Source organism: Streptomyces lunalinharesii (assembly GCF_039532155.1).
GTDB classification, from domain to species: Bacteria; Actinomycetota; Actinomycetes; order Streptomycetales; family Streptomycetaceae; genus Streptomyces; species Streptomyces lunalinharesii.
Genome location: NZ_BAAARK010000030.1, coordinates 62,779 through 87,220, shown reverse-complemented (window position 1 = coordinate 87,220; position 24,442 = coordinate 62,779). Strand labels below are relative to the sequence as shown.

The window sequence follows — 24,442 nt, the reverse complement described above, 5'->3', positions numbered from 1 at the left end:
ACCGGCCGGACGAACACACTCGGTCGACGTCCCACAACCACCTCCAAGACCAGGACTTGGAGACAGTCTGCTGGCCGACGACCAGCACGTCGATTACCCGGCCAAGGCTGTGTGACGAGCCACTAGCCCGCGAGCCGCTCCGCCGCTCGTTCGCCCCGTCGTCCGACCGGCTCCACCCCGTGGGCCGCGCCGAGTCCGGTCGGCGGCATGCCGTGGTAGATCGCCTCGTACGAACCGGCCGGTACGAGGTACGTCTCGTGCCAGATGCCGACGCTCCCCGCCGCGCTGCGGGCGCGGCGGTTGAACGCCGCCCAGGCGGGGCGGTGTTGATGGTCGGGGGCCGCGGCGTAGGCGAGGAGCTTGTCGCGCGACTCCCAGTACTGGACGACGGTGAAGGCGCGGGGGCCGCTCGTGTATCCCCGGTGGCTCAGGAGCCCGCTGTCCTCCTCGCGCGCGAGTTCCTTGAGCATCCGCGGCATGGCCCTGAGGACGGGCAGCCAGTGGCGCACCGAGCGCCATCGGTTGATCCGCATTCCGATGAGGAAGACCACCACGTCGCCCTCGGCCGCCGTCGTGACCCGCCCGGCCATCGGTGTCGTCTGCATGCCGCGCTCCCCGTTCGCTCGCTGGATAGCGGCGCTATCCATGGTTGGATAGTGCCAGTATCCAAAGGAGGGTGCAAGAGGATGCGACTGGCCGAACTCAGCGAGCGCAGCGGGGTGTCCACCGCGACGATCAAGTACTACCTGCGGGAAGGGCTGCTCCAGCCCGGCCGGCGGGTCACCGCCACCCAGGCCGCGTACGACGAGGCGCACCTGCGCCGGTTGCGGCTGGTGCGGGCGCTGATCCAGATCGGCAAGATGCCGGTGGCCGTCGCGCGCGAGGTGATCGGCGCGGCGGAGGACACGTCGCTCGACCACCACCTGCGGCTCGGTGCGGCCACCCGGGCGCTGCCGCAGGAGCCGGCCGCAGCGGACGACGAGGCGACCGTCACCGCACGCCGCTCGGTGGACGCGCTGTTGGAGCAACTGGGCTGGCAGGGCATGCGGGACGAGCCCGCGCCCGCCCTCGGCCCGCTCGTCGCCTCCGTCGCCGCGCTCGTCCGCCTCGGTTACCCCTGCGACGCCGCGCACCTGCTGCCGTACGGCCGCATCGCCGCCGAACTCGCCGTCGTCGACCTGGACGTGGTGGAGGAACAGCCCACGCCCGCCGGGCAGATCGAGGCGGCCGTGGCGCTGACCGTGCTGTACGAACCGGTGCTGCTCAGCCTGCGCAGGCTGGCGCACGTACAGGAATCGGCGCGGCGGTTCGGGGGCGGTTGAGTTGCGTGGTTGCGTTGCGGGTTGAGTCGCGTCGCGGTGGTCGGTGGTGGTCCGTGACGTCCGACCCTTGGGTGCGGGGCGCGGAGGTGTTCGTCCGGGGCGTCAGGTGGATGGTGCGAGGGCGGGGGCGGGGGGCGAGTCGCCCAGGGGCGGTCCATATCCCTTCCGTCGAGGTGGAGTTGATGGGGCGTCAGTTGTTGTCGGTGGCCGGCTGGGGCACCGTTTCGGTGACGCGGGTGAGGTGGAAGTAGAAGCCCGTGGGGTCGCCCTTCTTGTCCATCACGCACAGCAGGACGTCGTCGGTGAGTCGGCGGAAGTGGTCGACGATGGGGAGCCGGTCGTAGACCATCGCGGTGGACTGCTTGCCGCGGAAGACCACCTCGCGCAGCGTCGCCAGGCCCATGTCCTCGAACGAGAAGACCGTCCCGTGCTCGTCGCGGCACAGCAGCGGCTCCACGTGCTCGGCGTCGACGAACCGCTTGCCGTACCACCGCATCTGCGCCAGCTGCGCGGCGTTCTCGCTCGTCCGCTCGAAGCCGCCGCCCGCCCAGGTGCCGACGAGAAGGTCGGCGTCGACTGGTTCGAGCCGGTCGAAGAGTTCGGCCAACTTCGAGCCGTCGTACTCCTCTCCGGAGGCGATGACGTCGAGGACTTCCTGCGCGGTGCCCATGGGTGGGGTCTCCTTCGGCCGGTGGGCGGACGGGGTGCGTGGGGCGTGCGGGGCGGCGCCCGACTCGCCCGGCAGGGGAGCGGAGTCCCCTCGGCCGGGCCGTACGGGATCGAAGCGGTGGTACATGCGCGCATGCCAGAGCACCACCCGCTCCAGCGCCACCGCGGAACCATACCCGGCCGCGGTGAGCGGAGCCAGGGACCGCCGGCAGTCGTCGATCGCCGTCTCGGCCCGCTGGTACGCCTCCCGTTGGCCGAGACCGAGCGCCAGGGCGTCGGTCTTCCCCTCGTGCCGTTCCCGCTGGTGGCCGCGCAGGTCGTTGAGCAGTCGGATCGCGATCGCCGCCTGGCGCAGCGCCCCGCGCAGCACGGGCAGGCGCCGGGGCAGATCCGGTTCGTCCATGAGGGCCCACAGGGCGGTGACCTGCTGTTCCACGCCGATCGTCCAGGCGCCGTGGGTCAGGTAGTCGGCCAGTTCGGGCAGCCCGCCGCCGGCGGCAGCGGTGCGTGCGGCCGCGCGTTCGCGGTCCATGCCCACGAGGGTCTGGTGCATGCTTTTCCGCCACGGGGCGAGGAGTTCGGGCCGGCCGTCGTGCTCCATGGCCTCGACGATCTCGGCCAGTGCGCGCGCCACCGGGTCCGTGCTCGGGCCGCCGTCGTCGCGTCCGGCGAGGACCTCGTGCCAGGCCCGGACGCGGGCGTCCGTGGTGGTGCGTTCGGTGCTGTCCGAGCCGGTCCGGAGGGCCGACGGGCCCCGGGGGGCGGGCCGTTCCGGTGCGTCCAGGACGTTGTCGATGGCCATCAGCCAGACCGTCAGGCGGGACAGCTGGTAGCAGCGCTCGGGCGGCAACCACGGGGTGAAGAACGCCGTTTGGAGGCACATCAGGGGGACGAGCGCGGGGCTCACGGGCAGGCCGAGCCCTTTGAGCCAGATGTCGAGCCGCGGCATGTTCCGCAGTGCGGCGGAGCATGTGTCCGCTTGGGAAACGATCTCCCGGGGAGGGTGGCTGGCAGGTCGCGAAGTGTCCACGCCGCCAGGCTACGTCCGGTCCCCGGAGGTTCCCGCGCACGGGGCGGCGGACGGTTCCGGCGCGAACGGCCGCACCGTGCACGGCGGAACCAGGAGGAGCAGAGGACCGATGCCACCAGGACGTACCGAGCCCGCGATACCGGACGCGCACCCCGCACCGTCCCTCGTGCGCCGTGCCGACCGCGCCCTCGCACTGGCCACCCGCCACGCCCTCGCACTGGCCACCCGCCACGCCCTCGCCACCCAACGGGACGACGGTTCGTGGCGTGCGGTGCCCGACCCGCGCATCACCGAGACCGCACTGTGCACACTGGCCCTGGCACGCTCCCCGTACCCGGGGGCCGACCGCGCCGCCGAGCGGGGGAAGGTGTGGCTCGCCGCCGGCGCCGCCCCGCAGCAGCACCATCCGGTGGCCCACGCGGTGGAGACCGCACTGCGCTCCCTGGCCCTGGACACCGGCGAACCCGTCGACGTCAGCCACCCCGCCTTCACGGACCGGGCGCTGTCGGCCCGCGCCAGGCTCCTCGCGTCCGTCGCCCTGCACACCGCCCGGCCGACCCGCGGCGGCCCCCGACCCGCCGCCCTGCGCGCCCGACTGGCCGCCGCCGTCGAGGCCCCGGAACGGCTCAAGCGCTGGACCCAGGTGGAACTCTGGTCCGCGCACGCCCTGGTGGAGCTGCACTTCGGCGACCGGGCGGCCGCGCTGCGGGCCACCCGGCTGATCGCCGACCAACAGTCCCCGGCGGGTGACTTCTTCGCCAATCCGGTCAGTACCGCCCTCGCCGCGCTCGCGCTCCAGGCGGCCGCCCCCGGCACGACGGCCACCCGACGCTGCGCGGAGTACCTGCTCGCCAGTCAACTGGCCGACGGTACCTGGCGGTTCGTCACCAGCGACGTCTGGGACACCGCACTGACCGTGCGGGCTTTTTGCGGTGCGGCGGACTTCGACGCCTGGGGATCGGGGCCCGCGGTGGCGTTCCTGGTCGCCGCGCAGAACCCGGACGGCGGCTGGCCGTACCGCTCGGGCGTCGAGTCCGACAACGACACCACGGCCGCCGCCCTGATCGCGCTGGCCGGCGCGCACGGTGCGCCCGGCGCGACGTTACGGGCCGGCCTGCGCCACCTCGCCGAGCAGCAGACGCCCGACGGGCTCTGGCGCACCTGGCAGTCCGCCGGCGATCCTCCGGTGGACGACGTGATCGCCCACGTCGTGACCGCACTGGACCGCCACGCCGAGGGGCATCGGGTGCCGGTGGCCGCGGCGCGTGCCTGGCTCGCCCGGCGCTTCGCCGCACACGGGCGGTGGCGCGCCGGCTGGTACCGCGGCCTGCCGTACGCCACCGCCGAGGTGCTGCCGGCCCTCGACGCGGCGGCCCACCCGGGCGGCCATCCCGCAGCCCGGGCCCTGGCCGAGACCCGCAATGCCGACGGTGGTTGGCCCGTCGAGGAGGGCGGCCCCAGCGCGCCGGCCGCCACCGGACTGGCCCTCGCCGCCCTGGAACGCGGCGGCGTGCACGAGCCCACCTACGGGGCGCAGGGCCTGCGCTACCTCCTGCGGACCCAGCACGACGACGGCACCTGGCCCGGCGTCCCGCTGATGTACGGCCCCCGCCCGCTCCTGACGCACTTCCCCACCCAGAACCACGCACTCACCGTCGACGGCCTCCTCGCGGTGCTGCGTCGGCTCCGCGCCGCCGGCGGAGCGCCGTGAGGGCGGCCGGCGTGCCGGGCAACGGCCCACGGGGCGGGACTCCGCGACGGGCCGCCGGCGTCCCCGGACGCGTGCCGCTGATGGGGCACGCCGCACCGCTCCGGCGTGACCCGCTGCGCTTCCTGTGCGGACTGCGGCAGCGCGGCCCGGTGACGAAGATCTACATCGGTCCGCGGCCGGTGCACGTCGTCAACTCACCCGACCAGGTGCGGGAGTTGTTGACCGTGCAGGCCCGGTCCTTCGACAAGGGCGCCATGTTCGACGCCCTGCGTGTGCCGCTCGGCGACGGGTTGATCACCGCCGTGGGCGAGCGCCACCTGTGCCACCGCCGACTGGTGCAACCCGCCTTCCACCACGAGCGGATCGCCCGCTACGCCCGGACCATGGCGGAACGGTCCCTGGCCCGGTCCGCCGACTGGGCGCCCGGCACCACGCGCGACCTGGTGCCGGACATCCACCGCCTGACCCTCGACGTCCTGCTGCGCACGCTCTTCGCCGATCCGCACGAGCCGGGCCTGGACGCCGCGGTCAAGGACTGGCTGACCGTCAAGTACCACTCGATGCGCCTGGCCCTGTCGCCGCTGCACGCCTGGGCCGAACGCGTCCCGCTGCTTCCCGGCTGGCGACCGCCGGACGCCGGCCCGTTGCGGCGGTTGGTCGACGTCCAGCTCCGCATCATCGCGAACTACCGCGCCGACGGGCGGGACCGCGGCGACCTGCTGTCGATGCTCCTGCTCGCCGGCGGCCCGGAGGGGGCGCTGACCGACGCCGAAGTGACCGACGAGCTGATCACCATGTTCCTGGCCGGCACCGGCACGGTCAGCGCGTCCCTGGCCTGGGCGCTGCACGAGATCTCCCGCCGCCCGGACGTCCAACGACGGATCCACGACGAACTCGACACCGTGCTCGCGGGACGACCACCCGCGTTCGAGGACCTGCCGGCACTGGTCCACACGCGGCAGGTGCTGACCGAGGTGCTGCGGCTGCACCCGCCGTCCTGGCTGCTGATGCGCCGCGCGGTGCGGCCGGTCACGCTCGGCGGGGTCCGGCTCGACCCGGGCGACGAGGTGTTCTTCAGCCCGTACGCCCTGCACCGCGATCCGCACCTGTACGAGGACCCGGAGGTCTTCGACCCCGACCGGTGGCCGGCCGACGCCGCGGCGAAGGCGCCGCGGCACACCTTCCTGCCGTTCGGGGCGGGCAGTCGCCTGTGCATCGGCGAGGACTACGCCTGGACCGAACTCACCCTGGCGGTCGCCGCGTTCACCGCCGGCCGCCGCCTGGAACCGGCCGGCACCGCTCCCGTCCGGGCCCTGGTCGGCACCGTCCTGCGCCCGGACCGACTCCCGCTGACCGCCCGGCCCCGCCCGTCCTGACCCGTCGCCACCACCACGCCGCCAGGCCGCCACCACACCGCCGCACCGTCAGCGGCCAACCACCAATTACCAACCATCACCCACCAGTTACCAACCATCAACTACCCACCACCAGAACCCTTCCCCACCCCTCCTCGTTGGTCGGAGCCGCACATGTCCCTCCCCGCACCGTCGTCCGACGGCGCGGCGCATGCCGCGCCGCAGCCCGGCCCGCCGCCCGGCACCGGGACCGCTTCGCAGCCGGGCCCGCGGCCCGTCCCGCCGTCCGGACGGTTTCAGGACCGGGTCGCCCTGGTGATCGGTGGCGCCTCCGGGATCGGTGCGGCCTGTGCGGCGCGCCTGGCCGGGGAGGGGGCCGTGGTGGTGGTCGCGGACCTCGACGAGGACGGCGCGGAGCGGGTGGCGGCGCGGATCGCCGCGGCCGGTGGCACGGCCCTGGCGCGCCGGGTCGACGTCACCGACCCGGACGGCGTCGCCCGGGTCGTCACGGATGCCGCCACCGTGCGCAACGGCCTGCGGATCGCGGTGAACAGCGCCGGGATCAACGGCCCGCTCAGCCCGCTGGCCGAGCTGTCGCCCGCCGACTTCGACGCCGTGCTGAAGGTGAACCTGCACGGCGTCTTCCACGCCCTGCACCACCAACTGCCCGCGATGGCGCCCACCGGCGGCGTCATCGTCAACGTCGCCTCCATCGCCGCGCATGCGGGCTTCCGCAACCACGCCGCCTACGCAGCGGCCAAACAGGGCGTCCTCGCGCTGACCCGGACCGCGGCCAGGGAACACGCCGACCAGGGCATCCGGGTGCTGTCCGTGTCGCCGGGCCTCGTCGAGACGCCCATGGTCACCGCGTTGCCGCCCCGTGCCACCGACGGACTGCTCTCCGCCGTCCCGTTGGGGCGCGCGGCCCGACCGGCCGAAGTGGCCGCACTCGTCGCGTACCTGGTGTCCGACGACGCCTCCTACCTGACGGGCAGCGATCACGTGGTCGACGGCGGATACCTGGCCAAGTAGCGGCCGCGCCGCCCCGCTGCCGGTGGCCCGTCCGCGTCGGCCGGGTTAAGCGGAAGCGGTGCTGATGACTTGTACCGGCGCTCTGGTGCCGCCTCGTCGGCCAGGGATACTTTCTGATGCGAGGTGCCCCATAACGGGGCATCGAGAGATTGGGGGGAAAAATGCGCAAGATTGCGGTAACGGCCGCAGGTCTGACGCTGGCCGTGGGGCTCCTCGGGCTCACCGTGGCGCCCAGCGCCGCGGCGGCGACGCCGTGTCCGTCCGGAGCGGTCTGCATCCGGGAGACCAACGGCAGCATCCTGAGCAAGAACATCTTCTACAGCTACGGCGCCCACAACCTGTCGAACGTCACCGGTGACCGGGTGATCGTGAACAACCAGACGGGCGGCGCCGGATTCCAGTTCTGCTACGGGTACAACGGTGGTGGCGGCTGCTCCGTCGTGATGCGCGGCCTGGGCGAATCCGCGCCGTACAACATGACGCCGATCAACTCCGTGGTGCTGGTGCCGTAGGCGCCACAGCGGCGCGACCGGCCGGGTCGACCCAGCCGGCACGGCATGACCAGGCGGCCGGCCAGGGACCTTGGGGAGGTCGTTGGCCGGCCGTCCAGTCGTCGGGCCGGGCGTCGGGAGGGCGCGGTGGCCCGTCAGACGGTGGCGCGGAAGCGGTTCCGGTATTCCGTCGGGGTGGTGTCGAGCGTGCGGCGGAAGGCGCGGACGAGCGTGTCGACGGTGTGGAACCCGCAGGCGGAGGCGACGCGTTCGACGGTGTCGTCCGTCGATTCCAGTCGGTTGCGGGCCACTTCGACCCGGGCCGCCTCGACGTAGGCCGCGGGGGTCGTGCCCAGTTCGGTCTTGAAGAGGCGGGTGAGCTGGCGCTCGCTGACCTTGGCGTGTGCGGCGAGGTCGGCGACGGTGAGGCTGCCGGTGAGGGTGCGCGTGATGTGGTGGCGGAGTTCGTCCATGCGCCGGGTCGTCGAGACGGGCTCCAGCGGAACGCTGAACTGGCTCTGGCCGCTGGGTCGTTTGAGGTACATCACGAGCTGTCGGGCGACGCCCAGGGCCGCGGCCTCGCCGAAATCGTCCGCCACCAGGGCCAGCGACAGGTCCAGGCAGGCGCTGATGCCGGCGCCGGTCCACACGTCGCGGTCGCGGATGAAGATCGGGTCGGCGTCCACCTCGATCGACGGGTGTTCGGCGGCGAGTTGCCGGGCGGTCGACCAGTGGGTGGTGGCGCGCCTGCCGTCGAGCAGACCGGCGGCGGCGAGGAGGTGCGCGCCGACACAGACGGAGGCGACGCGCCGGGTGCGCCTGGCGAGCGTCCTGACCCATTCGACCACCGCCGGGTCGGTGACCGCCCGGACGCGGCCGTCGCCGTCCACCTCGACCGAGCCGGGGACCAGCAGGGTGTCGATGCCCCTGCCGGCGACCTCGTGGAAGGTGGTGTCGGGCAGGACGCGGACGCCGGCCGAGGTGGTGACGGGGTCCATGGTCGCGGCGGCCAGTGCGACGCGGTAGCCCGGCTCACCGGCCAACTCCCTTTGCAGGAGCGCGAACACCTCCGGGGGACCGGTCACGTCCAGTAGGTCGACGCCGTCGAAGAGGACGATGACGACGAACCGTTCGATGCTGCTCACGAGGGTCTCCGTCCGACGGGCGAGCCTCCGGGGATGTCCGGATCTGCAGGTTACATGTCATTGCCGACATGCGCGGCGGCTCCTAGCGTGGGAGACGGCCACCACGTGCTGGCCCCGACCGACCGATCCGCACCCCGAGGGGACACCGCCATGCCTACACCCACCCTGCGCGAACTCACCGGCCTCGACCAGACGCCGGCGTCACTGGCCGATGCGACCCTGATCCTGGTCGACTACCAGAACACCTACACCCGCGGCGTGCTGGAGCTGACGGGGTGGCAGCCGGCCCTGGACGCCGCGGCGGCACTGTTGGCCGACGCGAGGAAGGCCGGCGCGAAGGTCCTGCACGTCATCCACGACGGCGGGGAGGGCAGCGCCTACGACATCCGGACCGAGATCGGTCGGATCCACTCCAGCGTGGCGCCGGTCGACGGCGAGGACGTCGTGGTCAAGGCCGCCCCCGATGCGTTCGTCGGCACCGACCTGGGGGAGCGCGTCGACGCCGCCGGCAACAAGGACGTCATCGTCGTCGGCTTCATGACGCACATGTGCGTGACCTTCACGGCCCAGGGCGCCTTCCTGCGCGGCAACCGGCCCACCGTGGTGGCCGACGCCTGCGCGACCCGGCCGCTGCGGACGGCCGTCGCCGAACAGCCCGCCGACCAGATCCACCACGGTGCGCTCGCCACGATCGCCGACCTCTACGGCGTCGTCGTGCCGTCCGCCGCCGCGCTGGGCTGAGCGTAGGTCCCTTGCCGCCGCGCCGGCGCGCCGACCGCGGGGGAGCGGGCGGCCGGCCCGGCGCGGCGGTTCCGGGGCGGGTCAGCGCGCGTCGTCCGCCCGCCAACGGAGGGTCATCTCGGGCAGTGCCTCCATGTTGCGACTGCCGTCGTCGGTGTCGACCACGGTGAACCCGTGCCGGGCGTAGAACGACCTGGCGCCGGTGTTCTGTTGGAAGACGTGCAGCGAGACGTCGCCGGCGCTGTGCCGTTTGACCTCGTCGAGCAGGAGCGTCCCGATGCCCTGGCGCAGGACGTCCGGACGCAGGTAGAGGTCGTGCAGTACCGCTCCCTCGACGGTGGCGTAGCCGACGACCTCGGTGCCGCGCAGCGCGACCCACGTCCGGTACGCGGGCAGCACGACGTCCCGCACCCACTGGGTCACTTGGTCGTGGGTGCGCCGCTGCGGTGGGAGGTACGGCATGGTCGCGGCCCGGGAAGCCATGTGGACGTGGGCGATCGCGGGCGCGTCGGTCGGCTCCCCGGGGCGGATCACGGTCTCTGCGTCGACGGTCATCGCAGCAAGGTAACGCGATGGGGCCGGCGAGGTGGGCGAGATGAGAGGGAGAGGGGGAGCGAGGAGGGGCGAGGGGGACGGTGGGGGGAGAGGGGCGCGCCGACTGGCCGGGTTCGTTCGGGGACCGACAGACGAGGTGTAGGTTAGGTTAGGCAAACCTAAGTAGCCCTCCCTGGTTGCCCCTGGAGAACCCGGATGCGTCTTTTCAGTGCTCGCGCTCACACTCCGACCGCCGCCGAGCGTGTCCGCTCGATCCTGGCCGCCGCCCATTCCATGACGGTGGTGAGCGACGGGCTGCACACCGAGGTGCGGCGCCTCGACGGCACCGACGCGATGGGCCACTTCCACCTGCACGCCCCCTGCGACGGCGACGTCGCCCACCTGGTCGGACGCGTCCCGGTCCGGTTGGAACTCACCGACATCGCGCCCGTTCCCGTGCGCGACCGGCTGCGGGCGCGCGTCACTGTGGCCGGGCTGCTGGCCGCCCCGTACGGCCCCGACGCCGCGAAGAGCACCTGCATGGAATTCGGCCAAGCCGTCCTCGAAGACGCCGAAGGACGCAGCTACGTGACCCTCGAAGCCCTGGAGGCGGCCGAACCGGATCCCGTGGCGACGAGCGAGGCGGGCATGCTGACCCACCTCGTCGACCGCCACGCCGAACTCGTCCCCCTGCTGCTGCGCCTCGTCCGACCGCTCCCGGAAGCCGGCGTGCTGCGCGTGCTGCCGGTGCGGATGGACCGCTACGGGCTGGTCCTGCGCCTCGAATACCCGAACGGCCACCGGGACGTGCGGCTGCCCTTCAGTGCACCGCTGACCCATGTCGACCAGGCGGGCCCCCGGATCCACGCCCTCGCGGCCACCGCGCGACGCCTCTCCCACACCAGCCACCTGCTCACCTGAGTCGCCGGCGGGCGCCGGAGGGGCGCCCGCCGCGTCACGTCCCTCGCGTCAGCAGAACGGCCCGCCCCGAAGGGCGGGCCGTTCGACGTGCGCGCTGCGCGTCACGAGTCGGCGGAGGTCTCCGGGCTACGAGGCCGGGTCGGCGGTGCGTCGGCGGCCGCGTCGGGCGGCGGTGACGGCGCTCGCGCCGGCGGCCACGGTCAGCGCCGCGGCGGCGGTGAGCGGGCCGGCCGGGACCTCGGAACCGGTCGCGGCGAGGGCGCCGGTCGAGCCGCTCGGCCCGGTGGTGCCGGACGGTCCGGTGGTGCCGGGCGTGGTGAGAGCGCTGTCCGACGGGGCGCCGGACGCGGGGAGTTGGGCGTCCTCGGTGAGGGCGAGGGCCACGCTGACCGGGTCGAGGGCGTCCCCCGCCTGGTAGGAGCCGCCGAACGCCTTCGCGCCACCCGCGGTGAGCGTGGCCGGAACCCGGTCCAGGGCCACCACGTCGCGCTGCGCGGACGGGACTCCGGAAGGGAGCGCGAGGGTGGCCACCGTCAGCTGCCGGTACGTGGTGACCTCACCGGACTCCCGGTCCTTGGCGGAGACGTCGGCGATCAGCGAGCCGGTGCGGCCCTCGACCCGCACGTGCAGCGCGCTGAAGCGGAGGTCGAGGGCGTAGGTGCCGTTCGTCCGGTGGCCCAGGAAGCGGACGGTGCCTTGGAACGCGGCGTCCAGTGCGTGGCCGTCGGCCCGGTAGCTGCCGCGTGCCGCGCCGAACCGGTAGGCCGTGCCGTGGGCCGCTGCCCCGCCGGAGAGTTCGATCTTGCCGTGCGCGATGGGGCCGGTGAGGTAGGAGCGGAAGGACTCCTTGACGCCCCAGTCGAGGGTGCCCTTGACGATCCGGCCGTCGACGGACCGTCCGCCGGAGCGGGTGCCGGTCGGGGGCGGGGTGCTGGTGGAAGGCGTGGGGCGGTCCGTCGGTGCGCTGGTGGGGGCGGTGCCGGGGCGGGCCGGGGGAGTGGTGGTGCCGGCGCCGGGGGGCGTGGGGCGGGTCGGCGCGGAGCTGGTCGGGGCGGTGCCGGTCGGGGCGGCGGTGACGGTCAGGGTGGCGGGGTCGAGGGCGGTGCCGGCCTGGTACATGCCGTTGAACGCCTTGGCGCCGTCGGCGGTGAGGGTCGCCGGTATGCCCTTGAAGGTCATCGCGCCGTGCGGGCCGTGGCCGGGGGTGACGCCCGAGAGGTCCAGGTCGGCGAAGGTGATGTCCTGCTGGGTGGCGCCGTTGAGGGTGACGTCGGCTTCGATGCGGCCCTTCGTGCCGTGGGTGACCACCTTCACGTCGGACACCGCGATGTCGAAGGAGTGCAGCGTCGAACGGAAGCGGACGGCGCCGCGGAACGCGACGTCGGTGCCGTGCGCGGCGGTGTCGTAGCTCCCGGTGCCGTCGGTGAAGGTGAACGGGCCGTTGCCGGCGGCCTGTTGTGCACCGTCGGTCGCGGTGACGGAGCCGGCCGCCAGGCCCGTCACGTAGCGGCGGAAGGACTCCTTCAGGCCCCAGTCGAGGGTGCCGTTCGTCAACTCCGTTCGGGGGCCGGCCGCGTCGGGGCGGTCGGCGGCCAGCGCGGGCAGGCTCAGCGCGCTCGCGCCGAGGGCGACGGCGATCGCGGCGGCGAGGGTCATCGGGCGTCTGGTCAGGGGCATGGCGGGTGGATCTCCTCGGTCGGGGTGGGGAGTGGGGAGTGGGGAGTGGGATGGGGATGGGGACGGGGACGGGCCGCTGGGTGGTGCTACGTGCGGTCGTCGGGTGCGGGGGAGCTGGCGCGGCGCCGGGCGCGGCCGCGGTGCAGGGCGACGCCGGCGAGGAGGGCGACGGTGGCCGCGACCATGGCCACGACGAGGCCGGTCGGGGAGCCCGCGCCGGCCGTCTCCGCAACGGCGTCGGTGGCCCCGGCGGCGTCGGCCGACCGGGTGGTGGCCGCAGCCTTCGGTTCGCTGCCGGGGTCGGGCAGTGCGGGCAGTTCCGCCGACGGGTCGAGGGCGATCGCCAGGGACAGCGGGTCCATCGCGGTGCCCCGTGCGTACAGCCCGCCGAACGCCTCGGCGCCCTGTGCGGTCAAGGTGGTGGGCACCTCGGAGAGCCGGACCAGGCCGCCCCGGGCGCCGAGGCGTTCGGCGGCGAACGTGACCAGCGGGACGTTCCGGGTCGTGCGCGCGCCGTGGGAGACGTCGGCGCGCAGCGTGCCCTCGCCCGCTTCGACGGTCACGGACGGGGCGCTCAGCGCGAGGTCGAGTCCGTGGCCGCCGGTGAAGCGCACGGTACCGGTGAACTCGGACGTCAGGCGCTGCCGTTGGGCGTCGAAGGTGCCCCGGCCGTCGGCGAAGCGGAAGAGCGCGCCGCCGTCCCGGGCGCCGTGGGTCAGCTGCCATCGGCCGCGGGTGAGGGTGCCGGTGACGTACTCGCGGAAGGTGCGCCGGACGCCCCAGTCCACGGCGCCGTCGCTGAACTGGCCGGTGGTGCGGCCCGGTTCGGGGGCCGCGCGCCGGGCCGCGGCGGGGGAGGGCGGGCCGGTCCGCCCGCGCTCGATGTCGGCGGACAGGCTCACCGGGTCCAGGGCGGTGCCGGCCGGGTAGTAGCCGGCGAAGGCGGCGGCGCCCTGGGCGGTCAGCGTGGTGGGGAGCTGGCGCAGCGTCACCGCGTCGCCGTCGCCGTGCATGTCGATGCCGCCGAGGGCGAGGGTGGCGAACGGGACGTGGCGGGTGGCGTCGACGGTCCCGCCGTCCTTGGCGCGGGAACTGACGTCGAGGTAGAGCGTCCCGCGGTCGCCGGAGATCCGGACGGTCGGGTGACTGAGGGTCAGGTCGAGTTGGTGCGTCCCGTCGGCGCGGCGGTGTCCCAGGAAGCGCACCGCGCCGGCGAAGGAGGCGTCGAAGGTGCCGGTGGCGGCGTCGTAGTCGCCCCGTGCCGAAGGGAAGCGGAACTGGCTGGCGCCGACGGTGGTGGCGCCGCCCGCCAGGGTGTAACTCCCGTGGGCGACGGGCCCGGTGACGTAGCTCTGGAACGACGTCTTCACTCCCCAGTCGAGACGCCCGCCCTGCACCGTGCGGGTCGCCGCGTGCGCCGTCGTGGCCGGCAGCAGCGCCAGCAGCAGCACGACGGGCAGCAGGAGCACCGGGCCGGCCAGGGCCGGGCGCGGGAAGCGTGTCGAACGGGTCGACGGGGGCATCGGGAGTCCCTCCGGGCCGGCGGGCGGCCTGCGTGAGTGTCTGCGGAGCGTGCGGGGCGCATGGCGCGCAGGGGTGCGGGGCGTTGCGGGGCGTGGCAGCCCCACCACCCCTGGTGGACTTAGGTAAGGCTAACCTAAACTACATCCGTCGGACGGGGAACCGTCCGTTTCCGCCCCTCACCGACCCCTACTCGACAGGACGGTGCTCGCGTGCCGACGCCCATCACCCCTCCGCGCCCGCTCCGTTGGACCACCGCGCTGGTCTGCCTCGTCGCCGTCCTGGTGTCCGTCACCGGCTGCGCCCAGGCACCACGGGGCGCACCCGCGCCACGAGCTGGGGCCACCGCCCCCGTGGACCGGGTGGAACCGCTGTCCCCCGCTCCCTCCCCGCACCTCCCCGCCACCGTCACCTCGGCCGACGGGCGCCGGACGACGGTGGCCCGGGCCGACCGGATCCTGCCGCTCTCCGGCAGCCTCAGCGAGATCGTCTTCACCCTCGGACTCGGTCCCCGCGTCGTCGCCCGCGACATCACCGCCACCTTCCAACAGGCCGCCGCCCTCCCGGTGGTCACCCGCAACCACGACGTCTCCGCGGAGGGCGTGCTGTCGCTCAAGCCGGACCTGGTGCTGGCCGAGACCACCACCGGACCGGACGAGGCGATGGCGCAGATCCGCGCCGCCGGCATTCCGGTGGTGGTGGTCGCCCCCGCCCGGGGACTCGACGACGTCGGCACCCGGATCCGCACGGTGGCGGACACGCTGGGCGTGCCGGACGCGGGCCGACGGCTCACCGAACGGTCGCAGGAGCGTCTCGCGGCCGCCCGCACGCACGTGCCGCGCGCCGCGCCCGGCCGACCGGTCCGCGTCGCCTTCCTCTACCTGCGCGGTTCCGCCTCGGTGTACCTGCTCGGTGGCGCGGGATCCGGCGCCACCTCCTTGCTCCGGGCGGCCGGCGCCGTCGACGCCGGCGCCGCCTCCGGGCTGACGAAGGACTTCACGCCCGTCACCAGCGAGGCCCTCGCGAAGGCCGCCCCGGACGCGATCCTCGTGATGCGCAAGGGACTTGAGTCGGTGGGCGGGGTCGACGGCCTGGTGCGGATCCCCGGCGTCGCCGAGACCCCCGCCGGCGTGGACCGCCGGGTGGTCGCGATCGACGACGGCGTGCTGCTGAACTACGGCCCGCGCACCGACGAGGTACTGCGCTCCCTGGTCGACCAGCTGTACGGCGGGGCCGCCGCGGACCGCGCGCCCGCGGGGCGGGGCGCCTGACATGACGACGCAACAGGTACCGACCGGCGGCCCGACCGCACCCCCGCAGTCGCCCCCGCAACCACCGCCCACCGCCCCGCACGCGCCCCCGCCGGCCGCCCGCCGCACCCGCAGCACCGCCTGGCTGCTCGCCGCGCTCACCGGCCTCACCCTGCTGTCTGCGGCGACCGGCGCCTACGCGATCCCGGCCGACGGGCTGCTCTCCTCCCTCCAGCACCACCTCGGACTGGGCGGACACCCGCTCGACCGGGTCGCCGAGTCCGTGCTGTGGCACGTCCGGCTGCCGCGGATCGTGCTGGCGCTGCTCGTCGGCGGCTCGTTGGGCTGCGCCGGCGCCCTGATGCAGGGCGTCTTCCGCAATCCGCTGGCCGAGCCCGGCGTCATCGGCATCTCCTCGGGCGCGGCGGTCGGCGCGGTCGCCTGCCTGGCACTGGGACTGGACTTCCTCGGCACCTGGACCGTGTCCGCCTGCGCCTTCGCGGCCGGTCTGGCCACCGTGACGGTGGTGTACGCGATGTCCCGGGCCGACGGCCGCACCGAAGTCGTCACGCTGATCCTGACCGGGATCGCGGCCAACGCTTTCGCCGGCGCCCTGATCGGCACCTTCCTCGCGTTCGCCGACACCGCAGCGGTCAACCAGATCACGTTCTGGCAGTTGGGCTCACTCGCCCAGGCCACCTGGTCGAAGGTGCTCGCCGTGCTGCCCTGCGCCGCCCTCGGCCTGGCCCTCGCACCCCGCTACGGCCGCCGCCTGGACCTGCTCGCGCTCGGCGAAGGGCCCGCCCGGCACCTGGGCGTGGACGTCGAACGGATGCGGCTCGCCCTCGTCCTCGTCATCGCCCTGCTCACCGCCGCCGCGGTCGCGGTGTCCGGTGTGATCGGCTTCGTCGGGCTGGTCGTCCCGCACCTGCTGCGGATGGCGGCCGGACCCGGCCACCGCTTCCTGGTGCCCGGCAGCGCGCTCGGCGGCGCCGTGGTGTTGCTCGGCGCCGACCTGGCGGCCCGCACCGCGGCGGCCCCGGCCGAACTCCCCCTCGGCGTACTGACCGCACTGGCCGGCAGTCCCTTCTTCTTCTGGCTGCTGCGCCGCGCCCGCCGCAAGCAAGGAGGCTGGTCATGACGGCACGCCCCACGACCCCGACGTCGGACCCCGCCCCGTCGAGCCCCACCACCGGGCGGTGGTCCCGGCTGACCGCCCTGCTCGCCCCGCGGCCCCGGACGCCGCCCGCGCCCCACCGGCCCGGCGCGGTGCTCGCCGAGGCCCGCGCGCTGCACGTGCGCCGCGGCACCCGCGACGTCCTCGCCGGCGTCGACCTGACCGTGCGCGCCGGCGAGGTCCTCGCGCTGGTCGGCCCGAACGGCGCCGGCAAGTCCACCCTGCTGGCCGCACTCGCCGCGGACCTGCGCCCCACCGCCGGAGCCGTGCACCTCTGTGGACGACCGGTCGGCGACCACACCCCCGGGGAACTGGCCCTCCGCCGCGCGGTGCTGCCCCAATCGGCCACGCTGTCCTTCCCGTTCACCGTCGAGGAGGTCGTCCGCATGGGGCGGGCGCCCTGGGCCGGCACCCCGCACGAGCGCGACGACGACACCGCCGTCGCGACCGCGCTCGCGGCCACCGAGACCACCCCGTTCGCCACCCGCCCGTTCTCCGCCCTCTCCGGCGGCGAACGCGCCCGGGTCGCCCTCGCCCGGGCCCTCGCCCAGTCGACGCCGTTGCTGCTGCTGGACGAGCCGACCGCCGCCCTCGACCTGCGCCACCAGGAACTCGTGCTGCGCCTGTGCCGCGGCCGCGCCGCCGCCGGCGCCGCCGTGGTGGTCGTCCTGCACGACCTGGGCCTGTCCGCCGCCCACGCCGACCGCACGGCCGTCCTGCACGAGGGCCGGATCGCCGCGGTGGGCCCGCCGTCCGACGTCCTGCGACCCGCACTGCTCAGCCGGGTCTACCGGCACCCCGTCGAGGTCCTGCCGCACCCGCGCACCGGGGCGGCCCTGGTCCTGCCGCACCGGCCGTGACGCGCCTGGCGGCCGGTCAGAGACGGTCGTCGGGCAGCTCCTGATAGCGCTGCCGCAGGATGTCGAGGAGCGGGTGTGCGGTGTCCAGCGGTACGTCGTCGACGGCCGCGAGGGGCCGGACGCCGATCGCGGCGTTGGTCGCGAACGCGGCCCGCAGGTGCGGGAGTTCGGTGCGCGGCACCGGGCGCCGCCGCCACGGGTGCGCGGCCTGGAGCAGCCGCATGGTCACCCCGGGCAGCACCCGCGCCGCCGGCCACACGACGTGTCCTTCGGCGTCGACGAAGCCGACGTTCCACGTCGCGCCCTCGGACAGCAGGTCGGTCCCCGGCTCGACGAACAGCGCGTCGTCGGAGCCGGCCCGCTGCGCGGCCCGCCGGGTGGCCAACTGCCCGAAGAGGCCGACGTGCTTCACCTCGGGCATCTCCCGCTGGTACGCGACGGTGCTGACCCGCAACGGCGCCAGCGGGCCGCCCACCGGGCGGCAGGTGACCAAGAGGTGCGGCGCGGCGTCGGCTCCGGGCCGGGCCACCCCCAGGTCAGGGTCGAACACCGTCACCCGCACGGCCAGCGAACCCGTCCGCCCGTCCACGGCCTGGCCGAGGAGGGCGCGGACCCGCGCGCGGTCCAGCGCGGCGTCGAACACGGCCCGGCAGTCGGCCTCCAGACGGTCGAGGTGCAACGACAGTCCCTTGACGCGCCCGTCGTCGACGCGCAGCGTCGTGAAGTGGCCGAAATTGGTGAGCGCCAGTGCCTTGAGCGCGTCGACGCCGACCGGTTCGCCGTTGAGGTAGTCCATCGGTTCAGTCTGACAGCGCCGCAGGTGACACCGGTGTCGGCGGTCGCGGACCGGGCCGGCGCGGCGGAGGCCCCGGGCGGTCCGCCGCGGCCGGATCCCGGCCCGTCACGCCGTGCGGACCGCGTCGGCGAGCCGCGCCACCTGGGCCAGCGTCGGCTCCGCGAGGAACTCGGGCGCCCGGCGGGTGAAGACCTCGGCTTGCGCGGCGCCGACGAGTTCGCTCGCCACCTCCGCGACCATGGCGATCATCGCCAGCGAATCGCCGCCCAGTTGGTGGAAGTCGGTGCCCGACCCCATCCCGTCTGGGTCGGTGCCCAGCACCCGCGCCCAGATCTTCGCGACGGCCGCCTCGGTGTCGTCCAACGGCGTCGCGTCGGCGGGCGCCTGCGCGTCGGCGAACGGATCGGGCAGCGCGGACGCCGCGACCTTGCCGTTCACGGTGCGCGGGATCTCCGCGACCACCAGCATGGCGGCGGGCACCATGTACGACGGCAGGCGTTCGAGGAGGTGTTCCGTCAGCTCCGACACCTCGACCGGGGGGACGTCGGGCTGCAGCACGACGTAGCCGCACAGCGCCCGGTCTGTCCGGCCGGGCGGGGTCCGGGGCACGACGACCGCCGCCGCGACCGCCGGGTGCGACTCCAGCGTGAACGCGATCTCCGACGGTTCGATGCGGTGCCCCCGCACCTTGACCTGGTCGTCGACGCGCCCGCAGCACTCCACCTCGCCCGACGGCAGCCGGCGCGCCAGGTCCCCGGTGCGGTAGACACGGGTGCCGTCGGCCAGCCGCACGAACCGCTGCCGGGTCAGGTCCGGCCGGCCCCGGTAGCCGCGAGCGAGCTGCACGCCGCCGATGTAGAGCTCACCGGTCTCGCCCGGCGCGACGAACCGGCGCTCCGCGTCGAGCAGGAACAGCGAGACGCCGTCCCGCGGCAGCCCGATGGGCACGTTCGCACCGGTGTCCCGTTCGGCGTCGAAGACGTGGTCGCTGACGCCGATGGTGGCCTCGGCCGGCCCGTAGAGGTTGATGATGCGGCAGGCGGGGCCGAACACCTCGCGGGCCCGCAGGGCGAGGGCCCGGGTGAACTGCTCCCCGATCACCATCAGCGTGCCGACCGCGCCGGGCCGCAGCCCCAACCGGGTGATCAGGTCCAGGTGCGACGGCGTCAGCGCGAGCGCGGTCGCACCGGCCTCGATCACCTCCTGCAACGACAGGTGGTCGAGTTCGTCGCGCATCAGCAGCAGCGTGCCGCCGACCAGGAACGGCAGGACCAGGGAGATCTGCGCGACGTCGAAGGAGAGCGAACACAGCAGGGGGAGCCGGGTGTCCGGGCCGATGCCGTGTTCCCGCAGCGCCCAGTGCGCGTAGTTGGTCAGGCTGCGGTGCTCGATGTCGACGCCCTTGGGCCGGCCGGTCGAGCCGGAGGTGTACACCACGTACGCCAGGTCCGACGGGGCCGGGGGCGTCGGCGGTTCGCCCGGGTCGGACGCGTACGACAGCTCGTCCAGCACCAGCCGGTCGCACCCTTCGGGCAGGAAGTCCCGCCCGTCGTGCGGGTGTTGGGTCAGGCACAGCGGTGCCCGGGCGTCCTGGAGCAGGTCGCGGATCCGTCCGTCCGGGTGCTTGGTGTCCATCGGCAGGTAGGCCGCGCCGGCCAGCAGCGCCCCCCAGGCCCCGGTGACCGCGGCCACCGTCCGGTCCGTGCACAAGCCGACGACGGTGTCCCGGCCGATGCCGCGGGCCCGCAGCTCCGCGGCGACCACCCGCGCCCGACGGTCGAGTTCGGCGTAGCTCACCTCGCCTTCGGGGCCGCTGATCGCCACCGCGTCGGGGCGCGCCCGCACCTGCTCCCGGAACAGGTCGACCACCGTCCGGTCCCCGGGCCCGGCACTCCCGTCGGCCGGGACCGGCGGCAGCAGCGTGGCCCGCTCGCGGTGGGCGGCCGGCGACAGGGACTCGCCGAGCGCGTCGAGCAGCCGTTCCGCCCCGGCCGCCGCCTCCTCGCCGGGCCACCAGGACAGGGTCAGTTCGGTGCGGCCGTCGGACTCCACGACGTTCAGGCCCAACGGGCTGGCCGGCTCGCGTGGGGCGAGCAGATAGGTCGCGACCGGCTCGAAGGCGTCGGTGGCGAACGCGTCGGCGGACGTCCGGCCGAGGCTGTTCACGCCGGCCAGCGAGGAGAAACGATCCGTCCGGCGCGCCTTGCGGTCCACCCCGCGCACCAGCATGCGCAGCAGCCCGAGCGGCACCTTCAGCACCTCCGGCCCCGGGGCGCGCACGGTGCCCCGGCGTTCCGACAGCACGGTCAGCAGCTGCTGCTGGGTGGCCTGCCACCCGTCTTCCGGGGTGACCTGGAGCGAGACGGTGACCGCGAAGTTGGAGGTGGAGCGCACCTGCGGGTGGTACGGCCGCAGGTCCACCGGAATGCTCACCGGCACCGTCTCCTGCCCCGACAGTCGTGCCAGTTCGGTGGCCAGCCGCGCGGCCACCGCGGGGAAGGTGCCGTCGATCGAGCGCCGCCACCAGCGGTGGCCGCCGAACCGCGCGTCCGCCGGCACGCCCAGCAGCGACGGGAGGACGAAGTCCTGGTTCTTGGCGTCGGCCTGGGCGATCAGCGGATCGTCCAGTTCGGCCACGGTCGTCACCGACTCGGCGCCCTCCGGCTCCTCACCGCGCAGCGCCCGGAAGACGTCCAGCGCCCACAGGCGCAGCCCGCGGGCGTCCATCACCGCGTGCGAGGCGCGGAAGACGACGGCCGGGAACTCCCCGTCGCACAGCACGACCTCGCAGTACGCGCCGTGCACCGGCAGGGGCCGCCGCAGCTCGGCGACGTCGTTGAGGGTGGTGCGGTCCAACACCGTGCCGGTCGCGCACCGGACCGGCGGCGGCCGGCGACTGTCCGACCAGCGGTTTCCTCGCCGGGCCAGCCGGGCTCCGGGACAGGACTCCGCGGCCGTGGCGACCGCCCGGCGGAGTTCCGCGGCGTCGATCCGACCGGCGCCCTCGACGACGAGGTTGAGCACCGGCGACAGCGTGGCGGGGAACCCGAGGTACCAGTGCTCGAAGGGGACCACGGTCCTGGAGAAACGATCAGTGTCCGCCATGGTGGCTGGTTTCGACTTCATGCCCGCATCGAACTGCACTCGACACTACGCAATTCACTAGAGCATTCGGTGCACCCCACCGGTCGGTGCGGGATGCGGGCGGGCCGCCGGGCGTCGCGCTCGGGCCCCGGGCACCGGCCGCGGCCAGGTCGCGCCGGACGGACTGACAGCCACCATCCTTCACCAAAAACATGCATTCTGCACGGCCTCCCCATGACAGTCATGACTGTCTCACCGTTCCGTCGGCGTGACAGCGTGGCTGCTGCCACCGCCCGAGGGGAATGCGATGAACAAGGGGTACGCGGTCTTCTGCGATGCCGACCGGCAGTTCTACGACGCTCCGCACCGCGTCGCCGGCGATCCCGCCGGACGCACCGCGCCGTACGCGGTGCTGGGCCGCGAACTGCCCGACGGCTGGCAGCGCCACCGCGCGGGCGACTGGCTGGCGTTCCGGCCACTGGACCGCGAACTGCCCGTCCAGGGCTGGAAGATCCACGTCTCGGCCTGCCTGGACAACGCGGAACGGGTGCTGGCGAAGGTCTGGGACCACTGCGTCCCGCGCTCGGTGGCCTTCAAGTGCATACCGAGCCGCTACCTGCTGCACATGCGCAACGCCAAGTACGCGGACCGCGGCGCCAGCGGCAAGTTCCTGACCGTCTACCCCGCCGACACCGAGCAGTGCGGGGTGCTCGCCGAGGAACTGTCCGCCCTCCTGGCCGGCGAGCCGGGACCGTACATCCTGAGCGACCTGCGCTGGGGCGCCGGACCGGTCCACGTCCGCTACGGCGCCTTCACCGAACGGTACTGCCACGACGAGCACGGCGACCGGCGGCCGGCGATCGCGGACGACCGCGGCACGCTCGTCCCCGACCTGCGCGAACCCGCCTTCCGCCCCCCGACGTGGGTGCCGCTCCCGGACTTCCTCGCACCGCACCTGGCCGCCCGCGACGCCACCACCGTCGCCGACCTGCCGTACACGATCGAACGGGCCCTGCACTTCTCCAACGGCGGCGGCGTCTACGTCGCCCTCGACCGGCGCACCCAGCGGCGCGTGGTGCTCAAGGAGGCCCGACCGCACGCCGGCCTGGCCGCGGACGAGGCGGACGCGGTCGCCCGCCTGGCCCGCGAACGCGACGCGCTGCAACGGCTGTCCGGCCTGGCCTGCGCGCCCGAAGTCCTCGACTGGTTCACGCTCGGCGAGCACACCTTCCTGGCGCTGGAGTTCGTCGAGGGCCGCCCCCTCAACACCTTCTTCGCCCGCCGCCACCCCCTGATCGAGAACGACCCCGGCCCCGAGCGACTGGCCGACTACACCGCATGGGCGCTGTGGGTGCACCGCATGGTGACGGAGGCGGTCGAGGCGATCCACGCCCGCGGGGTCGTCTTCAACGATCTCCACCTGTTCAACGTCATGCTCTCCGAGGACGAGTCGTCCGTGGTGCTGCTGGACTTCGAGGCGGCCTCGATCGACGATCCGGACAGCCGGCAGACCGTCGCCAACCCCGGCTTCGTGGCACCCCCCGACCGCCGCGGCCCGGACGTCGACCGCTACGCCCTGGCCTGTCTGCGGCTGGCCCTCTTCCTGCCGCTGACCAGCCTGTGCGCCCTCGACCCGGGCAAGGCCGCGCACCTGGCCCGGATCGCCGCCGAACAGTTCCCGGTGCCGCCCGAGTTCCTGGCGCCGGCGGTCGTGGAGATCACCCGCGGTCGACCGACGGCGGTCACGGCCGACCGGGCCGCGCCGGGCGCCGCACCGGCGAGCGCGCCGGACGACTACCTTCCGGTCCGCCTCGACGACTGGCCGCACAGCCGCGACTCCATGGTCCGCGCCCTCCTGGCCTCGGCCACCCCGGAGCGCGAGGACCGGATCTTCCCCGGCGACGTCACCCAGTTCTCCGTCGCGGGCGGCGGGACCTGCGTCGCGCACGGCGCGGCCGGCGTGCTGTACGCCCTGCACGCGACCGGGGCCCAACCCTTTCCGGCGGGAGAGGAGTGGCTGCTGCGGCGCATGAAGAGCCCGGCGTCCGGCAGCCCGGTCGGCTTCTACGACGGACTGTCCGGCGTGGCGTGGGTGCTCGACCGGCTCGGCCACCGCGAACCGGCCCTGGACCTGCTCGACCTCATCGCCCAACAGCCGTGGCAGGCACTCGCTCCGGACCTGCACGGCGGACTGGCCGGCCTGGGCCTGGCACTCGACGAACTGGCCGCCGCCACCGGTGAACGCGCCCTGCACGACCGGGCGTTGCGCTGTACGGAACTCGCCGTGCACCGCCTCGGGGCCGCCCACCCGGCCGCCACCGGCACCGCCCCGGCGGCCCGCGCCGGACTGCTGCACGGCGCCACCGGTGTCGCGCTGCTGTGCCTGCGGATGGCCGAGCGCACCGGCGACGCGGGCCTGCTGGACCTGGCCGCCGACGCCCTGCGCCGCGACCTCGCGCACTGCGTGCGCAGCGCCGGCGGCACCCTCCAGGTCAACGAGGGCTGGCGCACCATGCCGTACCTCGGCGCCGGCAGCGTCGGCATCGGCATGGTCCTCGACGACTACCTCGCGCACCGCCCGGACGAGGAGTTCGACCGGGCCCGGAACGAGATCGTCCGCGCCGCCCAGGCCAAGTTCTACGCCCAACCGGGCCTGTTCCGCGGCGCGGCCGGCATGGTGCTGTACCTCGGCCGCACCACCGCCACCGGCCCCGGCACCGAACGGGCCGACCTCGGCCGGCAGATCGACTCGCTCTCCTGGGGCGCCGTCCCCTACCGAGGCCAGCTGGCCTTCGCCGGGGAGCAGATGATGCGCCTCTCCATGGACCTGGGCACCGGCACCGCCGGATGCCTGCTCGCCCTGGGCAGCGCCCTGCACGACACACCCGTGCACCTGCCCTTCCTCCCGCCGCTGCGGCGGCCCTGAAGCCGGTCCCGGTCACCCGGGACCGTTCCTGAAAAACACTCCCGTCCCACGACGAAAGGAAGTCCGATGTCCCTTCTCGACCTCCAGACCCTCCAGACCCCCGAGCCCGAGGGCAACGACGACATGCACACCGGCAGCCGCGCGAGCCTGCTGCTCTGCGGCGACAGCAGCCTGAGCGTGACCACCTGTAAGTGACCTCC

General features: G+C 74.2%; 20 protein-coding genes. 12 read left to right on the top strand and 8 right to left on the bottom strand.

The genetic code is table 11. From position 1 onward, the window contains the following. Positions 1-122: 122 nt before the first annotated feature. Positions 123-605, bottom strand: coding sequence for a DUF4188 domain-containing protein (locus tag ABD385_RS31895; RefSeq protein ID WP_344582563.1), 483 nt, complete (start codon positions 603-605; stop codon positions 123-125). Positions 606-686: 81 nt separating this feature from the next. On the opposite strand from ABD385_RS31895, the gene ABD385_RS31890 reads away from it, so the two are divergent. After that, positions 687-1,322 carry a MerR family transcriptional regulator gene (locus tag ABD385_RS31890; protein WP_344582561.1) on the top strand — a complete coding sequence of 212 codons (636 nt, stop codon included), beginning with the start codon at positions 687-689 and terminating at the stop codon, positions 1,320-1,322. Between the two features lie 190 nt (positions 1,323-1,512). Here ABD385_RS31890 and ABD385_RS31885 read toward each other — a convergent pair whose 3' ends face one another. After that, a complete protein-coding gene (locus ABD385_RS31885) occupies positions 1,513-2,940 on the bottom strand; it encodes a DUF4334 domain-containing protein (protein ID WP_344582560.1) in 1,428 nt (475 codons plus the stop codon). Between the two features lie 190 nt (positions 2,941-3,130). On the opposite strand from ABD385_RS31885, the gene ABD385_RS31880 reads away from it, so the two are divergent. From ABD385_RS31880 to ABD385_RS31865, 4 genes are all read left to right on the top strand, one after another. Further along, positions 3,131-4,732: a prenyltransferase/squalene oxidase repeat-containing protein gene (locus tag ABD385_RS31880; protein ID WP_344582558.1), complete on the top strand. Its 1,602-nt coding sequence runs from the start codon at positions 3,131-3,133 to the stop codon at positions 4,730-4,732. Then, the gene (locus tag ABD385_RS31875; protein ID WP_344582556.1) at positions 4,729-6,108 is read left to right on the top strand and encodes a cytochrome P450; all 1,380 of its coding nucleotides are present in this window, start codon (positions 4,729-4,731) and stop codon (positions 6,106-6,108) included. Before ABD385_RS31880 ends, ABD385_RS31875 begins: the two co-directional genes overlap by 4 nt. A gap of 153 nt (positions 6,109-6,261) precedes the next feature. Next, positions 6,262-7,119 (top strand): SDR family NAD(P)-dependent oxidoreductase, encoded by an 858-nt coding sequence (locus ABD385_RS31870; protein WP_344582554.1) that lies wholly within the window; start codon positions 6,262-6,264, stop codon positions 7,117-7,119. A gap of 161 nt (positions 7,120-7,280) precedes the next feature. Next, entirely contained in the window at positions 7,281-7,631 is a 351-nt protein-coding gene (locus tag ABD385_RS31865; RefSeq protein WP_344582553.1) for a hypothetical protein, read from the top strand. 134 nt (positions 7,632-7,765) lie between these two features. Here the strand turns inward: ABD385_RS31865 and ABD385_RS31860 are convergent, their stop codons facing one another. Then, a complete protein-coding gene (locus tag ABD385_RS31860) occupies positions 7,766-8,755 on the bottom strand; it encodes a GlxA family transcriptional regulator (protein WP_344582551.1) in 990 nt (329 codons plus the stop codon). Positions 8,756-8,905: 150 nt separating this feature from the next. Between ABD385_RS31860 and ABD385_RS31855 the strand changes: the two genes are divergently transcribed. Continuing rightward, complete coding sequence (locus ABD385_RS31855; RefSeq protein WP_344582550.1) at positions 8,906-9,496, top strand: cysteine hydrolase family protein; 591 nt, start codon at positions 8,906-8,908, stop codon at positions 9,494-9,496. An 81-nt stretch (positions 9,497-9,577) separates the two neighbouring features. Here ABD385_RS31855 and ABD385_RS31850 read toward each other — a convergent pair whose 3' ends face one another. Further along, positions 9,578-10,051 carry a GNAT family N-acetyltransferase gene (locus ABD385_RS31850; protein WP_344582548.1) on the bottom strand — a complete coding sequence of 158 codons (474 nt, stop codon included), beginning with the start codon at positions 10,049-10,051 and terminating at the stop codon, positions 9,578-9,580. 195 nt (positions 10,052-10,246) lie between these two features. On the opposite strand from ABD385_RS31850, the gene ABD385_RS31845 reads away from it, so the two are divergent. Next, entirely contained in the window at positions 10,247-10,951 is a 705-nt protein-coding gene (locus tag ABD385_RS31845) for a DUF2470 domain-containing protein (protein ID WP_344582546.1), read from the top strand. A gap of 126 nt (positions 10,952-11,077) precedes the next feature. Here the strand turns inward: ABD385_RS31845 and ABD385_RS31840 are convergent, their stop codons facing one another. Further along, positions 11,078-12,628 carry an HtaA domain-containing protein gene (locus tag ABD385_RS31840; RefSeq protein WP_344582545.1) on the bottom strand — a complete coding sequence of 517 codons (1,551 nt, stop codon included), beginning with the start codon at positions 12,626-12,628 and terminating at the stop codon, positions 11,078-11,080. 86 nt (positions 12,629-12,714) lie between these two features. After that, positions 12,715-14,151 carry an HtaA domain-containing protein gene (locus ABD385_RS31835; protein ID WP_344582544.1) on the bottom strand — a complete coding sequence of 479 codons (1,437 nt, stop codon included), beginning with the start codon at positions 14,149-14,151 and terminating at the stop codon, positions 12,715-12,717. Positions 14,152-14,361: 210 nt separating this feature from the next. On the opposite strand from ABD385_RS31835, the gene ABD385_RS31830 reads away from it, so the two are divergent. The 3 genes from ABD385_RS31830 to ABD385_RS31820 are packed head-to-tail and all read left to right on the top strand — an operon-like array spanning position 14,362 to position 17,436. Next, positions 14,362-15,420: a heme/hemin ABC transporter substrate-binding protein gene (locus ABD385_RS31830; protein WP_344582542.1), complete on the top strand. Its 1,059-nt coding sequence runs from the start codon at positions 14,362-14,364 to the stop codon at positions 15,418-15,420. Between the two features lies 1 nt (position 15,421). After that, a complete protein-coding gene (locus ABD385_RS31825) occupies positions 15,422-16,540 on the top strand; it encodes a FecCD family ABC transporter permease (RefSeq protein WP_344582540.1) in 1,119 nt (372 codons plus the stop codon). Then, the gene (locus tag ABD385_RS31820) at positions 16,537-17,436 is read left to right on the top strand and encodes a heme ABC transporter ATP-binding protein (protein ID WP_344582538.1); all 900 of its coding nucleotides are present in this window, start codon (positions 16,537-16,539) and stop codon (positions 17,434-17,436) included. The genes ABD385_RS31825 and ABD385_RS31820 overlap by 4 nt, the downstream gene beginning before the upstream one ends. A 16-nt stretch (positions 17,437-17,452) precedes the next feature. Here ABD385_RS31820 and ABD385_RS31815 read toward each other — a convergent pair whose 3' ends face one another. Together ABD385_RS31815 and ABD385_RS31810 are read right to left on the bottom strand one after the other, a co-directional pair. Continuing rightward, the gene (locus ABD385_RS31815; protein WP_344582536.1) at positions 17,453-18,232 is read right to left on the bottom strand and encodes an aminotransferase class IV; all 780 of its coding nucleotides are present in this window, start codon (positions 18,230-18,232) and stop codon (positions 17,453-17,455) included. A 105-nt stretch (positions 18,233-18,337) separates the two neighbouring features. Next, positions 18,338-21,358 (bottom strand): amino acid adenylation domain-containing protein, encoded by a 3,021-nt coding sequence (locus ABD385_RS31810; RefSeq protein ID WP_344582534.1) that lies wholly within the window; start codon positions 21,356-21,358, stop codon positions 18,338-18,340. A gap of 265 nt (positions 21,359-21,623) precedes the next feature. Here ABD385_RS31810 and lanKC point away from each other — a divergent pair, with 265 nt between their 5' ends. Together lanKC and ABD385_RS31800 are read left to right on the top strand one after the other, a co-directional pair. Next, positions 21,624-24,242 carry a class III lanthionine synthetase LanKC gene (gene lanKC, locus ABD385_RS31805; protein WP_344582532.1) on the top strand — a complete coding sequence of 873 codons (2,619 nt, stop codon included), beginning with the start codon at positions 21,624-21,626 and terminating at the stop codon, positions 24,240-24,242. 66 nt (positions 24,243-24,308) lie between these two features. Next, complete coding sequence (locus ABD385_RS31800) at positions 24,309-24,437, top strand: SapB/AmfS family lanthipeptide (protein WP_344582530.1); 129 nt, start codon at positions 24,309-24,311, stop codon at positions 24,435-24,437. Positions 24,438-24,442 lie beyond the last annotated feature (5 nt).

What these genes read in the sequence shown, in the direction of transcription:
- ABD385_RS31895 (WP_344582563.1), bottom strand. Translation starts at nt 605, where the DNA reads ATGCAGACGACACCGATGGCCGGGCGGGTCACGACGGCGGCCGAGGGC.
- ABD385_RS31890 (WP_344582561.1), top strand. Translation starts at nt 687, where the DNA reads ATGCGACTGGCCGAACTCAGCGAGCGCAGCGGGGTGTCCACCGCGACG.
- ABD385_RS31885 (WP_344582560.1), bottom strand. Translation starts at nt 2,940, where the DNA reads ATGCCGCGGCTCGACATCTGGCTCAAAGGGCTCGGCCTGCCCGTGAGC.
- ABD385_RS31880 (WP_344582558.1), top strand. Translation starts at nt 3,131, where the DNA reads ATGCCACCAGGACGTACCGAGCCCGCGATACCGGACGCGCACCCCGCA.
- ABD385_RS31870 (WP_344582554.1), top strand. Translation starts at nt 6,262, where the DNA reads ATGTCCCTCCCCGCACCGTCGTCCGACGGCGCGGCGCATGCCGCGCCG.
- ABD385_RS31865 (WP_344582553.1), top strand. Translation starts at nt 7,281, where the DNA reads ATGCGCAAGATTGCGGTAACGGCCGCAGGTCTGACGCTGGCCGTGGGG.
- ABD385_RS31855 (WP_344582550.1), top strand. Translation starts at nt 8,906, where the DNA reads ATGCCTACACCCACCCTGCGCGAACTCACCGGCCTCGACCAGACGCCG.
- ABD385_RS31850 (WP_344582548.1), bottom strand. Translation starts at nt 10,051, where the DNA reads ATGACCGTCGACGCAGAGACCGTGATCCGCCCCGGGGAGCCGACCGAC.
- ABD385_RS31845 (WP_344582546.1), top strand. Translation starts at nt 10,247, where the DNA reads ATGCGTCTTTTCAGTGCTCGCGCTCACACTCCGACCGCCGCCGAGCGT.
- ABD385_RS31840 (WP_344582545.1), bottom strand. Translation starts at nt 12,628, where the DNA reads ATGCCCCTGACCAGACGCCCGATGACCCTCGCCGCCGCGATCGCCGTC.
- ABD385_RS31835 (WP_344582544.1), bottom strand. Translation starts at nt 14,151, where the DNA reads ATGCCCCCGTCGACCCGTTCGACACGCTTCCCGCGCCCGGCCCTGGCC.
- ABD385_RS31825 (WP_344582540.1), top strand. Translation starts at nt 15,422, where the DNA reads ATGACGACGCAACAGGTACCGACCGGCGGCCCGACCGCACCCCCGCAG.
- ABD385_RS31820 (WP_344582538.1), top strand. Translation starts at nt 16,537, where the DNA reads ATGACGGCACGCCCCACGACCCCGACGTCGGACCCCGCCCCGTCGAGC.
- ABD385_RS31815 (WP_344582536.1), bottom strand. Translation starts at nt 18,232, where the DNA reads ATGGACTACCTCAACGGCGAACCGGTCGGCGTCGACGCGCTCAAGGCA.
- ABD385_RS31810 (WP_344582534.1), bottom strand. Translation starts at nt 21,358, where the DNA reads ATGAAGTCGAAACCAGCCACCATGGCGGACACTGATCGTTTCTCCAGG.
- lanKC (WP_344582532.1), top strand. Translation starts at nt 21,624, where the DNA reads ATGAACAAGGGGTACGCGGTCTTCTGCGATGCCGACCGGCAGTTCTAC.
- ABD385_RS31800 (WP_344582530.1), top strand. Translation starts at nt 24,309, where the DNA reads ATGTCCCTTCTCGACCTCCAGACCCTCCAGACCCCCGAGCCCGAGGGC.